This window comes from Klebsiella sp. CN_Kp066 (assembly GCF_040065135.1).
Classification (GTDB): domain Bacteria; phylum Pseudomonadota; class Gammaproteobacteria; order Enterobacterales; family Enterobacteriaceae; genus Klebsiella; species Klebsiella oxytoca.
Genome location: NZ_JBEAIU010000027.1, coordinates 40,467 through 52,980 on the forward strand (window position 1 = coordinate 40,467; position 12,514 = coordinate 52,980).

A 12,514-nucleotide genomic window follows, 5' to 3' on the forward strand; every position below is an offset into this window, starting at 1 on the left:
CACCATGTCTGAAGGCTGGAATATTGCCATACTGGGCGCAACGGGCGCCGTGGGCGAAGCCCTGCTCGAAACTCTTGCCGATCGTCAGTTCCCGGTGGGGGATATTTATGCCCTTGCGCGTAGCGACAGCGCCGGTGAACATCTGCGTTTTGCGGGCAAGTCGGTTCTCGTTCAGGATGCGGCGGAGTTCGACTGGACCCAGGCCCAGCTGGCATTTTTTGCCGCGGGTGTAGAAGCGACCGCAGCGTATGTCGAAGAGGCCACGAACGCGGGCTGCCTGGTGATTGACTTAAGCGGTCTGTTTGCCCTGGAGCCGGATGTGCCGCTGGTGGTGCCGGATGTTAACCCGTTCGTACTGGCGGATTACCGCAACCGCAACGTTATCGCGGTAGCGAATAGCCTGACAAGCCAGCTGCTGTCGGCGTTAAAACCGTTGATCGATCAGGGCGGCCTGTCGCGTATAAGCGTAACCAGCCTGCTTTCTGCTTCCGCTCACGGTAAAAAAGCGGTTGATGCGCTGGCGGGCCAGAGCGCTAAATTACTCAACGGTATGCCAATCGATGACGATGATTTCTTCGGCCGCCAGCTGGCGTTCAATATGCTACCGCTGCTGCCCGATCGTGAAGGAAGCGTGCGCGAAGAGCGACGTATCGTCGATGAAGCCCGCAAGATACTGCAGGATGACGGTCTGATGATCTCCGCTAATGTCGTGCAGTCGCCGGTGTTCTATGGCCACGCGCAGATGGTGAGCTTTGAAGCGCAGCGTCCGCTGGCGGCCGAAGAGGCGCGCGATGCCTTTAGCCGCGGGGAAGATATCGAGCTGTCCGAAGAGGGCGAATTCCCGACGCAGGTCGGGGATGCTTCCGGCAACGCCCGCCTTTCCGTCGGCTGCGTGCATAACGACTATGGTATGCCTGAACAGGTGCAGTTCTGGTCAGTCGCCGATAACGTTCGTTTTGGCGGCGCGCTGATGGCGGTGAAAATCGCTGAGAAGCTGGTTCAGGAGTATTTGTACTGATGTCTGAGATGGAGCAGCCGCCGGTCTACAAAATCGCGCTGGGCATCGAATACGATGGCAGCAAGTACTACGGCTGGCAGCGGCAGAACGAAGTCCGCAGCGTACAGGAGAAGCTGGAAAAGGCGCTCTCGCAGGTAGCGAACGAGCCTGTTAACGTTTTTTGCGCGGGCCGTACGGATGCCGGCGTTCACGGAACCGGCCAGGTCGTGCATTTTGAAACGCGCTCGCAGCGTCAGGATGCCGCATGGACCCTGGGCGTCAATGCCAATTTACCCGGCGATATAGCGGTTCGCTGGGTGAAGCGGGTTCCTGAGGATTTTCACGCCCGCTTCAGCGCCACCGCGCGCCGCTATCGTTATGTTATCTATAATCATCGTCTGCGGCCGGCGGTATTGAGCCGCGGCGTAACCCATTATTATCACCCGCTGGATGCAGAACGGATGCAGCGCGCCGCTCAGTGCCTGCTGGGAGAGAATGATTTCACCTCGTTTCGTGCGGTGCAGTGCCAGTCGCGCACGCCGTGGCGGAACGTGATGCACATTAATGTCACTCGTTATGGTGCATATGTGGTGGTGGACATCAAAGCGAATGCCTTTGTACATCATATGGTAAGGAATATTGTCGGCAGTCTGATGGAAGTAGGTGCCGGTAACCAGCCAGAGAGCTGGATTGCAGAACTTCTGGCGGCAAAAGACAGGACGCTTGCCGCCGCAACGGCAAAGGCGGAAGGATTGTATCTGGTGGCGGTGGATTACCCGGCGCGCTACGACCTCCCTGTCATGCCGATGGGCCCGCTGTTTTTGGCGGACTAACCTGGTCATTAAGGGCTAACGCAAATTATGGATCTGATTCACTTTTTAATCGATTTTATCCTGCACATTGATGTGCATCTGGCTGAGCTGGTCGCGGAGTACGGTATTTGGGTATACGCGATTTTGTTTTTGATTCTGTTCTGCGAAACCGGCCTGGTGGTCACGCCGTTTCTGCCGGGGGATTCTCTGCTGTTTGTGGCAGGAGCGCTCTCCGCGCTGCCGACTAACGATCTCAACGTGCATTTAATGGTGCTGCTGATGGTGATTGCGGCGATTGTTGGCGATGCGCTGAACTACACGATTGGCCGGCTGTTCGGTGAAAAGCTTTTCAGTAACCCCGATTCGAAAATTTTCCGCCGCAGCTATCTGGATAAGACCCATAGCTTCTACGAACGCCACGGCGGCAAAACCATCATCCTGGCCCGTTTCGTGCCGATTGTCAGAACGTTTGCGCCGTTTGTTGCGGGAATGGGGCATATGTCCTATCGTCATTTTGCGATGTATAACGTCGTTGGCGCGCTGCTTTGGGTACTGTTATTTACCTATGCGGGTTATCTGTTTGGCGATTTGCCGATCGTACAGGAAAACCTTAAGCTGCTGATCGTCGCGATTATTGTTCTGTCCGTACTGCCTGGCGTCATTGAAGTCATCCGCCACAAGCGGGCGGCGGCGAAACAGGCGAAATAACGCGGCGACGATCTTCGGACGGTATGCCGCCGTCCGAAGAGTGAAGTGTGAGCGGTTCGACCACTTTTTTATCCCATGTTACGGGATGTTATGATTTAATGTGCAACATTCATGGTCTGTGAGGGGCAAAAATGGCATTATGCGCCCCTTGCGACAAAACTGGCATCGACCAGGTTCAGGTAGAAAGGTTATCAATGAGCTGGATTGAACGAATTAAAAGCAATATAACCCCCACCCGTAAGGCAAGTATCCCTGAAGGTGTATGGACCAAGTGCGACAGCTGCGGTCAGGTATTGTACCGCGCAGAGCTGGAGCGCAACCTGGAGGTTTGCCCTAAGTGCGATCACCACATGCGTATGTCGGCGCGCAACCGCCTGCATAGCCTGCTGGACGAAGGTTCCCTCGTGGAGCTGGGAAGCGAGCTCGAGCCGAAAGATGTGCTGAAGTTCCGCGATTCGAAAAAGTATAAAGACCGTCTGGCCTCAGCCCAGAAAGAGACTGGCGAAAAAGACGCGCTGGTGGTCATGAAAGGCACTCTGCATGCTATGCCGGTTGTTGCCGCAGCTTTCGAATTCTCCTTTATGGGCGGGTCAATGGGCTCTGTGGTCGGCGCGCGCTTTGTCCGCGCGGTTGAGCAGGCTCTGGAAGACAACTGCCCGCTGATTTGCTTCTCCGCATCCGGCGGCGCGCGTATGCAGGAAGCGCTGATGTCGCTGATGCAGATGGCGAAAACCTCCGCTGCGCTGGCGAAAATGCAGGAGCGCGGATTGCCGTATATCTCCGTGCTGACTGACCCCACCATGGGCGGTGTCTCGGCGAGCTTTGCGATGCTGGGCGATCTGAATATCGCCGAGCCGAAAGCGCTGATCGGCTTTGCCGGTCCCCGCGTTATCGAGCAGACCGTTCGCGAGAAGCTGCCGGCAGGATTCCAGCGCAGTGAGTTCCTGATTGAGAAAGGGGCGATCGACATGATCGTACGCCGCCCGGAAATGCGTCTGAAGCTGGCCAGCATTCTGGCGAAGCTAATGAATCTTCCGGCGCCAAATCCGGAACCCGCTCACGAAGGTGAGGTGGTGCCACCGGTGCCGGATCAGGAACCAGAGGCCTGATAATGCAGAGGGCAGGCCTGACGGCGCTGCCCTTTTTTATACGCGTAGTTATCCTAACTCTTGCCGGACATCATGGAAAAACAACCTATTCCTCAGGCCACGTCGCCCCTGGCTACGTGGCTTTCTTATCTGGAACATCTGCACAGCAAAACTATCGATCTTGGGCTGGCGCGCGTCAGCGAGGTCGCGCAGCGGATGGCGGTAATAAAACCTGCGCCGTTTGTCTTTACGGTCGCGGGGACCAACGGCAAAGGCACCACCTGCCGTACCCTGGAATCGGTGCTGATGGCGGCGGGCTACAAGGTTGGCGTATACAGTTCGCCGCATCTGGTGCGCTACACCGAGCGGGTGCGCGTGCAGGGCGAAGAGCTGCCGGAACTCGCGCATACGACCTCTTTTGCCGAAATTGAAGCCGCGCGCGGCGATATTTCCCTGAGCTATTTCGAGTTCGGTACTCTCTCTGCGCTGTGGTTGTTTCAGCAGGCGCGACTGGATGTGGTGATTCTTGAGGTGGGCCTGGGCGGCCGCCTTGATGCTACCAATATCGTCGATGCTGACGTGGCGGTGGTCACCAGTATTGCCCTCGATCATACTGACTGGCTGGGGCCCAATCGCGAAAGTATCGGTCGTGAAAAGGCGGGGATTTTCCGCTCAGGCAAACCGGCCATCGTCGGCGAACCCGATATGCCGTTGACCATCGCAGAGGTGGCGAGCGAAAAAGGGGCGCTGCTCCTGCGCCGTGGCGTTGACTGGCAGTACGACGCCAGTGAACAAGGCTGGTCCTTCCGCGATCGGCAGGGGGCGTTAAACGATCTACCGCTGCCGCAGGTACCGCTGCCGAATGCGGCAACCGCGCTCGCGGCCCTGCGCGCCAGCGGGCTTAAGGTGAAGGAGCAGGCGATGCGCGACGGCATTCAAAACGCGATGCTGCCTGGGCGTTTCCAGATAATCAGCGAAGCGCCGCGGACGATCCTTGACGTTGCTCATAACCCGCACGCGGCGGCCTATCTCGCCGGGCGTCTCAAAACCTTATCGAAAACGGGGCGCGTACTGGCGGTTGTTGGTATGCTGCATGATAAGGATATCGCAGGTACGCTGGCGAATTTGCAGGCGGAAGTTGACGACTGGTACTGCGCGCCGCTGGAAGGACCGCGCGGAGCCACGGCGGAGCAGCTGCTGGAACATTTACGCGCAGGTAAAGTCTATACCAGCGTTGCGCAAGCGTGGCATGCGGCGATGGCGGATGCCAGACCTGAAGATACGGTGCTGGTCTGTGGTTCATTCCACACGGTGGCGCATGTAATGGAAGAAATAGACGCGGGGAGAACCGGTGGCAAGTAAGTTTCAGAACCGTTTAGTCGGGACGATTGTGCTGGTAGCGCTGGGGGTGATTATCCTGCCAGGGCTACTGGATGGTCAGAAAAAACATTATCAGGATGAGTTTGCCGCCATTCCTCTGGTGCCTAAACCAGGGGACCGCGATGAGCCGGATATGCTGCCAGCGGCGACTCAGGCGCTGCCTTCGCAGCCTCCGGAAGGGGCGGCGGAAGAGGTGAGAGCCGGTGACGCCGCGGCGCCATCGTTGGATCCGTCGCGCATACCGGTGAACAACAACAGTTTTGATGTGGTTCAGGAGCCGGTTGTCGCGCCAAAACCGCAGGCGCAGCCGAAACCTCAGCCGAAGCCGGTAGAGAAACCACAGCAGCAGGTTGCGGCGCAGACGCCGCCGCCTAAGCCACAGCAGCAGGCTGAAATCCCGGCGCCGACCGGTAAAGCATACGTAGTGCAGCTGGGCGCGCTGAAGAACGCCGATAAGGTCAACGAAATTGTGGGCAAGCTGCGCGCTTCCGGTTTTAAGGTTTACACATCGCCTTCGACACCGGTGCAGGGTAAAATTACCCGTATTCTTGTGGGGCCGGATACCTCAAAGGATAAGCTTAAAGGCCAGCTTGGAGAACTGAAGCAGCTTTCAGGACTCAGCGGCGTGGTCATGGGCTACAGCCCGAACTAACTCTCTCTTTTTTAAAAGAGTAGCGAGCTGAAACCCCTGTCTGACGTGCCCTGAAGAGGCGAAAGGCAGTATGGCGTTGAATGTTTTTTCAGCGCCATTTTTATTTATGTAGGGCACGGAAATCCCTACGCAAACGTTTTCTTTTTCTGTTAGAATGCGCCCCGAACCGGACGACAGGGCGTAAAATCGTGGGACGTATATGGTCTGGATTGATTACGCCATAATTGCGGTGATTGGTTTTTCCTCACTGGTTAGCCTGATCCGCGGCTTTGTTCGTGAAGCTTTATCGCTGGTAACCTGGGGATGTGCTTTCTTTGTTGCCAGTCATTACTACACTTACCTGGCTGTCTGGTTCACGGGCTTTGAAGACGAACTGGTCCGAAATGGGATTGCTATCGCGATACTGTTTATCGCAACGCTTATCGTCGGCGCTATCGTAAACTTTGTGATAGGTCAGCTGGTGGAGAAAACCGGCCTGTCGGGTACCGACAGGGTCTTAGGGATCTGCTTTGGCGCCCTGCGCGGTGTGCTAATCGTCTCAGCGATTCTGTTCTTTCTCGATAGCTTTACCGGTATGGCGAAAAGCGAAGACTGGCAAAAGTCTGAGCTTATCCCGCAGTTCAGTTTCGTTATCAGATGGTTTTTTGACTATCTGCAGAGCTCGTCAAGTTTCTTGCCCAAAGCATAAGCGTTGGGATGTAGCTTAACGAGGAAAAGACGTATGTGCGGTATTGTCGGTATCGCCGGTGTCATGCCGGTAAACCAGTCGATTTATGACGCGTTAACGGTGCTTCAGCATCGTGGCCAGGATGCCGCAGGCATCATCACCATTGATGCGAACAACTGTTTCCGTTTGCGTAAGGCGAACGGACTGGTGAGCGATGTTTTTGAAGCTCGCCATATGCAGCGTATGCAGGGCAATATGGGGATTGGTCACGTTCGTTACCCGACGGCTGGCAGCTCCAGCGCCTCTGAGGCTCAGCCTTTCTACGTCAACTCACCGTATGGTATTACGTTGGCGCACAACGGTAACCTGACCAACGCTCACGAGCTGCGTAAAAAGCTGTTTGAAGAAAAACGCCGCCACATCAACACCACCTCCGATTCCGAAATCCTGCTCAATATCTTTGCCAGCGAGCTGGACAACTTCCGCCACTACCCGCTGGAAGCCGACAATATTTTTGCGGCGATAGCCGCCACCAACCGCCAGATTCGCGGCGCTTACGCCTGCGTGGCGATGATTATCGGTCACGGCATGGTGGCCTTCCGCGACCCGAACGGCATCCGTCCGCTGGTGCTGGGCAAGCGCGATATTGGCGATGGCCGTACCGAGTACATGGTCGCTTCGGAAAGCGTGGCGCTCGATACGCTGGGCTTTGAGTTCCTGCGCGACGTTGCGCCTGGCGAAGCGGTGTATATCACCGAAAAAGGCCAGCTGTTTACTCGCCAGTGCGCGGAAAACCCGGTCAGCAACCCGTGCCTGTTCGAGTACGTGTACTTTGCGCGTCCGGACTCCTTCATCGACAAAATTTCCGTTTACAGCGCCCGCGTCAATATGGGCACGAAGCTGGGCGAGAAAATTGCCCGCGAGTGGGAAGATCTGGATATCGATGTGGTCATTCCCATTCCGGAAACCTCCTGCGATATCGCACTGGAAATCGCCCGCATCCTTGACAAGCCGTACCGCCAGGGGTTTGTTAAAAACCGCTACGTAGGCCGAACCTTCATCATGCCGGGCCAGCAGCTGCGCCGGAAATCGGTGCGGCGTAAGCTTAACGCCAACCGCGCCGAGTTCCGCGATAAGAACGTGCTGTTGGTGGATGATTCCATCGTGCGCGGCACCACCTCTGAGCAGATTATTGAGATGGCGCGCGAAGCCGGGGCGAAGAAAGTCTACCTGGCTTCCGCTGCGCCGGAAATTCGTTTCCCGAACGTGTATGGCATCGATATGCCGACCGCCAATGAGCTGATTGCTCACGGGCGTGAAGTGGATGAGATTCGCCAGATCATCGGTGCGGATGGCCTGATTTTCCAGGATCTGGACGATCTGATTGACGCGGTGCGCGCTGAGAATCCGGATATCCAGCAGTTTGAATGTTCGGTCTTCAACGGTATCTACGTCACTAAAGATGTTGATCAGACCTATCTGGATTTCCTTGACTCTCTGCGCAACGACGACGCAAAAGCGGTTCAGCTGCAGAACGAAGTGGAAAACCTGGAGATGCACAACGAAGGGTAATGCCTTGATTCGCTGGAAGCCCGCGGTCCGAAGACTGCGGGCTTTTTTTTTTTAGAGGTCAGGCCTCGTTGATCCAAATTCGCATCTCGCCTTCGCCACGATTGGCCCAGCTAAACCATGGAATAAAGGTTAAGGTCTGTTTCTCTACCGCCGTCTGGCGATGGTCGAAGCTGTAGAGCGGTTTATCCTCCTGGGCGGTCAGTACCCGAAGCCCCTCCGCCTGCAGCACGATTTTTCCTTTTAGCACCCCGGTCCCTGGAATCTCGCGTATCTGACTCGCTTTGGGCAGCGACAGGTTGTGCAGTTCGGCGCCGTTATCAACCTCTTCCAGGCAGTAAACCAGCGGTCCGCGCTGAATGGCGACTTTACCGGCGTTATGGCGAACCAGTGGGTTGGCGTAGACCCGGCGGAGGGTCATCGGCAGGCGCAGCGTAATGATATCCCCCTGCTGCCATTGGCGCGTAATATGCAGATAGCCTTTCAGTTGTTCGCCCTGCGCGGCTTCGCCGTTGATGAGCACCTGCGGCGCTTCACACCATTCCGGCAGGCGCAGCGCCAGCGTATGCTGAACGGCCTGCGGGTGGCTGAAAGTGATGTTGACCTCCTCATCCCATGGATAGTTACCGCTGATTTTTAGCGCCAGCGGCTGGTCATTAATGGTGAACTGCGCTTCGCTTCCGGCGTAGAAATTGATAAACAGCGCATCCCGGCGCGGCGTGAACAGGTAGTGCCCGATAGCCACCAACGTGCGGGCGATATTTGGCGGGCAGCAGGCGCAGCCAAACCAGCGCTGGCGAACCGGTTTGATATGGTCGTAAATATGGTTATGCGGAATGCTTTTCGGATAGGTTTCCAGCGGGTTAACATAAAAGAAGTGTTTACCGTCCAGCGCCATCCCGCCGAGTACCGTGTTGTAAAAAGCGCGTTCCATCACGTCGGCATAGTGCGCATCGCCTTCCATTTCCAGCATCCGACGGGCGAACATCATCAGGCCAATTGAAGCGCAGCTTTCGCCGTAGGCGGTATCGTTGGGCAGATCGTAGTCGCTGGTAAAAGCTTCGCCGATCCCCTGAGAGCCGATTCCTCCGGTGATATACATCCGACGCTGCACCATGTTGTTCCAGATCCGCAGGCAGGTCTGACGTTTCTCTTCGTCATTTGTCATACGGGCGATATGCGCCAGGCCGGTCATCAGATAGACCGAACGTACGGCGTGGCCGACCGCTTCGTTCTGTTCAGCGAGCGGTTTGTGCGCATGGGTGTAAGTTTTGTCTTTGATCATTCCTGGCCAGGCGTCGCCCCAACCGATCCAGTGCCGGGTACCGCCGCGTTTTTCGAACTCGATATCGTAATAGTAGGGCTGCTTCCCACGCTCTTCGACGAAGAAGCAGGCCAACGCCTGATAGCGAGGTTCCCGGGTGACTTCATACAGGCGCATCAGCGCCAGTTCGATTTCCGGATGTCCCGGATAGCCGCGAAGCTGTCCGGGGTTAGGCCCGAAGACGGTATCAATGTGGTCGGCAAAGCGGCAGGAGATTTCCAACAGACGACGTTTACCGGTGGCGCGATAAAAAGCGACAGCTGCTTCAAAAAGATGCCCGGCACAGTACAGTTCATGACACTCTGCCAGGTTAGTCCAGCGCTGACCCGGTTCTTTTACGGTATACCAGGTATTGAGATAGCCGTCTTCACACTGCGCTTGCGCCAGCAGTTCGATCGCTTCGTCAGCGGTTTGTTCGAGCGTCGCGTCAGGTTTTTGGCTTAACGACCAGGCGACCGCCTCAAGCCATTTGGTGACGTCGCTATCCTGAAAAACCATTCCGTAAAATTGGCCATCCTCTTGTCCCGCGGCAATGCGATAGTTGGCCAGCGCGTGGCTGGGCTCCGCATCGGGAATATTGTCGTTCAGCGCTTGCCACTGATAAGGAATGACGACATCACGAATCAAACGCTGATACTCTCCCAGGAAAGGATCGGTAACGGTAATTCTGTTCAGGTCGGCTTCAATTACATCGGACTGCATCATGTTTACCTCAGGAAATTTGGCTATGTCTTTGGTTAAGATCGGTGGAGATACGTTTCATCATTGGGCCGTCCAGCCGGCACTTCAGCAGACACAGGGCCAGCACCAGATGGAAAATTGCCGGTATTACGGTTTGCAGCAGGGTGATGCCCTGAATAGACGCGGCAGTTTGATTTTCCAGGCCTGGACGGTACGCGACCAGAATCAGCAACAGGCTGATAATGCCGCCGGATGAGGCCCAGGAGAGCTTGATAAAAAAGAGGTTAAAGGCGAAGTTCATACCGGAGGAACGCACGCCATTCTTCCATTCACCGTAATCATCGGCGAAGGCCATAATCGAGAAGTGCAGCGGCAGGGTGAAACCAAGCACAACGTTGTTGATCAGGATACAGACCAGCCATAGTGTCTGATGCTGCGGGCCGGTGGGCAGGAACCACATCGCCACGCCGAAAATAACCAGCACCAGGTTAGTGCGGAAGTACAGCGTAACCATGTCGACGCGGCGTGAAAGCGGGTTGACGATCACCGCGCCAATAATCGCAGCCACGGTGACGATGGCAAAAAACAGCGACATAAAGCCGGCGCTGCCCTGCAGCGCGTAGGAGATAAAGTACATGTAGCCGCCGCCGCGAATGCACAGAATATTCACCAGCAGGAAGGACATTACCAGCATCAGCAGTAATTGGTCGTTCTTACGCAGCCCTTGCAGATGCTGGCGCAGGGTGAATTTTCCGGCCAGCGACAGCGGAACCCGCTCTTTGACCCAGAAAAAGCAGAGTAAAAACATGATCATACCAACTGCGCACAGCACGGCCACGCCGTACTGGTATCCTTTAGCCAAATTGCCCTGGCCAAAAAGCTCGACCATCCATGGCAGCCCGACGGAGACCAGGAAGCCGGCGATACCGCTTAAGACAAAGCGCCAGGACTGGCAGGACATTACCTGATCGTGACGGTTGGTCATGGCGTTTATCAGGGCGCAGTAGGGGACGTTATTGGCGGTATAGCCAATAGAGAGCAAAAAATAGGTCCCGAACGCCCAGGCAATTTTCATGTTTGGGCTCATGTCTGGCACGGTAAACGTCAGGATGCCGATAACCGCAAGCGGCACGGCAGTCCAGAGCTGCCACGGGCGAAAGCGGCCCCAGCGGCTGCGGGTTCTGTCAGCAATAACGCCCATAACCGGGTCTGATACCGCATCAAAAATTCTCAGGGTAAAGAACATTGCCCCGACGATGGCCGGGCTGAGGCCGAACACATCGGTGTAGAAAAAAAGCAGGAAGCCGCTGATTAAGTCAGAGATGCAGTGTCCACCGGCATCTCCCAGCCCATAGCCTATTTTTTCGCGGGTGGAGAGCGTTTCGCCCGCATCAACCATCTGCACATTCGTGTCCAGATTATCGACTGTAGCCATAACCAATCCTTATTTGCTAAGCAGAGTGTGAGGGTACACAGGTCATTACGATCTGTTTTTATGTTTTTAGTAAACTTCATACGCTGCCGAGCATAGATCCAATCTTCTCTTTTCGTACATTTTTGACTTTTGTGCTTGTGATTTTGATCTTGATTTTTACTATAAATTATTTTTAATGCCGATCTTGATCACATTTATCCGTGAAGGATGCCGGGATTTTTTGCGTTATTCGCTAAGCTGAGCATCATTTTTACGAGAAAAGGTCGAATTAAATGCATTTAGGAATGGATATCGGTGGGACCAAAGTTGAGACTGTCGTGCTGGATGACAAGGGAAAACTGGTCTGGCAGCAGCGCATTGCGACACCGAAAGCCAGTATTGAGCAGTTCTTACAGGGTATCATTGGAGAAGTCCATGCCGCGCAGGATTGGGCAGGCGAAAAGCTAAGCCTGGGATTCGGTTTGCCCGGCGCGATTGACACCTCTACTTGTTTAGTAAAAAATTCAAATATTCAGGTGGTCAATGGGCATCCGCTGCATGATATCCTTAGCGACTATTTTTCCCAGCCGGTGGCTGTCGCAAACGATGCTAACTGTTTCGCGCTGTCGGAAGCGATAGATGGCTGCGGCGCCGGTCATGAAGTGGTGTTTGGGGCGATCCTTGGTACCGGATGCGGCGGCGGTGTGGTGGTGCATCAGCGTTTGCTGACCGGGCCGAATGCCTGCAGCGGTGAATGGGGGCATAATCCTTTGCCGCACTATTCCCCGGAACACGATGGGCCTTCGCACTTGTGCTATTGCGGTCAGCATAACTGCGTAGAATCGTTTATCTCTGGCAGCGGGCTGGCCCGACAGTTTCGCTTACATAATGAAGGACGCGGAACCGCTGAAGAACTGGTGTTGAAGATGCGTGAAGGACACCCTCAAGCGCTGGCGCTGTGGCGGCAATTCCGTAATCAGCTGGCGCGCGCCTTCGCAAACGTCGTGAATACGCTCGATCCGGATGTGATAGTGATAGGTGGGGGGCTGTCGGGCGTCGATGAGCTGTATAGCGATTTATCGGCTTAAATGGCAAAGTACATATTCGGTGGACGCTGCGTGACGCCGGTTCTGCCGGCAAAGCATGGCGACAGCAGCGGCGTACGCGGCGCTGCATGGGCTGGAGAGCAGGCGCTGCAGGGATAATCAGCGTAAACCCCGTA

The 12,514-nt window shown here is 55.6% G+C and carries 10 protein-coding genes and 1 pseudogene; 9 read left to right on the forward strand and 2 right to left on the reverse strand.

Annotated elements, in window-relative coordinates:
* The first annotated feature begins 4 nt into the window (after positions 1 to 4).
* The 8 genes from ABLV75_RS08550 to purF all read left to right on the forward strand — a co-directional run bounded on the left by ABLV75_RS08550 (position 5) and on the right by purF (position 7,876).
* Positions 5 to 1,018, forward strand: a complete 1,014-nt coding sequence (locus ABLV75_RS08550) for an aspartate-semialdehyde dehydrogenase (RefSeq protein WP_004104155.1) — start codon at positions 5 to 7, stop codon at positions 1,016 to 1,018.
* A complete protein-coding gene (gene truA / locus ABLV75_RS08555; RefSeq protein ID WP_004104154.1) occupies positions 1,018 to 1,830 on the forward strand; it encodes a tRNA pseudouridine(38-40) synthase TruA in 813 nt (270 codons plus the stop codon). The genes ABLV75_RS08550 and truA overlap by 1 nt, the downstream gene beginning before the upstream one ends.
* Positions 1,831 to 1,857: 27 nt before the next feature.
* Positions 1,858 to 2,517, forward strand: a complete 660-nt coding sequence (locus tag ABLV75_RS08560; RefSeq protein ID WP_004104153.1) for a DedA family protein — start codon at positions 1,858 to 1,860, stop codon at positions 2,515 to 2,517.
* A gap of 194 nt (positions 2,518 to 2,711) precedes the next feature.
* Entirely contained in the window at positions 2,712 to 3,626 is a 915-nt protein-coding gene (accD, locus tag ABLV75_RS08565; RefSeq protein WP_016808402.1) for an acetyl-CoA carboxylase, carboxyltransferase subunit beta, read from the forward strand.
* 72 nt (positions 3,627 to 3,698) lie between these two features.
* On the forward strand, positions 3,699 to 4,967 hold the full coding sequence (gene folC / locus ABLV75_RS08570) for a bifunctional tetrahydrofolate synthase/dihydrofolate synthase (RefSeq protein WP_004104151.1): 1,269 nt from the start codon (positions 3,699 to 3,701) through the stop codon (positions 4,965 to 4,967).
* Positions 4,957 to 5,637, forward strand: a complete 681-nt coding sequence (gene dedD / locus ABLV75_RS08575; RefSeq protein ID WP_004104150.1) for a cell division protein DedD — start codon at positions 4,957 to 4,959, stop codon at positions 5,635 to 5,637. Before folC ends, dedD begins: the two co-directional genes overlap by 11 nt.
* 199 nt (positions 5,638 to 5,836) lie before the next feature.
* Positions 5,837 to 6,325, forward strand: coding sequence for a colicin V production protein (cvpA, locus tag ABLV75_RS08580; RefSeq protein ID WP_004104143.1), 489 nt, complete (start codon positions 5,837 to 5,839; stop codon positions 6,323 to 6,325).
* Between the two features lie 33 nt (positions 6,326 to 6,358).
* Positions 6,359 to 7,876 (forward strand): amidophosphoribosyltransferase, encoded by a 1,518-nt coding sequence (purF, locus tag ABLV75_RS08585; RefSeq protein WP_004104140.1) that lies wholly within the window; start codon positions 6,359 to 6,361, stop codon positions 7,874 to 7,876.
* 58 nt (positions 7,877 to 7,934) lie between these two features.
* Here the strand turns inward: purF and ABLV75_RS08590 are convergent, their stop codons facing one another.
* Complete coding sequence (locus ABLV75_RS08590) at positions 7,935 to 9,902, reverse strand: beta-L-arabinofuranosidase domain-containing protein (RefSeq protein WP_004104134.1); 1,968 nt, start codon at positions 9,900 to 9,902, stop codon at positions 7,935 to 7,937.
* Positions 9,903 to 9,909: 7 nt separating this feature from the next.
* Positions 9,910 to 11,313 carry an MFS transporter gene (locus tag ABLV75_RS08595; protein WP_004104132.1) on the reverse strand — a complete coding sequence of 468 codons (1,404 nt, stop codon included), beginning with the start codon at positions 11,311 to 11,313 and terminating at the stop codon, positions 9,910 to 9,912.
* Between the two features lie 272 nt (positions 11,314 to 11,585).
* On the opposite strand from ABLV75_RS08595, the pseudogene ABLV75_RS08600 reads away from it, so the two are divergent.
* A pseudogene (locus tag ABLV75_RS08600) lies at positions 11,586 to 12,497 on the forward strand (ROK family protein).
* Positions 12,498 to 12,514: the final 17 nt, after the last annotated feature.

Bases quoted from the DNA above. Each gene is read 5' to 3' on its own strand.
- ABLV75_RS08595 (WP_004104132.1), bottom strand. From the start codon at position 11,313: ATGGCTACAGTCGATAATCTGGACACGAATGTGCAGATGGTTGATGCG.
- cvpA (WP_004104143.1), top strand. From the start codon at position 5,837: ATGGTCTGGATTGATTACGCCATAATTGCGGTGATTGGTTTTTCCTCA.
- ABLV75_RS08590 (WP_004104134.1), bottom strand. From the start codon at position 9,902: ATGATGCAGTCCGATGTAATTGAAGCCGACCTGAACAGAATTACCGTT.
- accD (WP_016808402.1), top strand. From the start codon at position 2,712: ATGAGCTGGATTGAACGAATTAAAAGCAATATAACCCCCACCCGTAAG.
- ABLV75_RS08560 (WP_004104153.1), top strand. From the start codon at position 1,858: ATGGATCTGATTCACTTTTTAATCGATTTTATCCTGCACATTGATGTG.
- ABLV75_RS08550 (WP_004104155.1), top strand. From the start codon at position 5: ATGTCTGAAGGCTGGAATATTGCCATACTGGGCGCAACGGGCGCCGTG.
- folC (WP_004104151.1), top strand. From the start codon at position 3,699: ATGGAAAAACAACCTATTCCTCAGGCCACGTCGCCCCTGGCTACGTGG.
- purF (WP_004104140.1), top strand. From the start codon at position 6,359: ATGTGCGGTATTGTCGGTATCGCCGGTGTCATGCCGGTAAACCAGTCG.
- truA (WP_004104154.1), top strand. From the start codon at position 1,018: ATGTCTGAGATGGAGCAGCCGCCGGTCTACAAAATCGCGCTGGGCATC.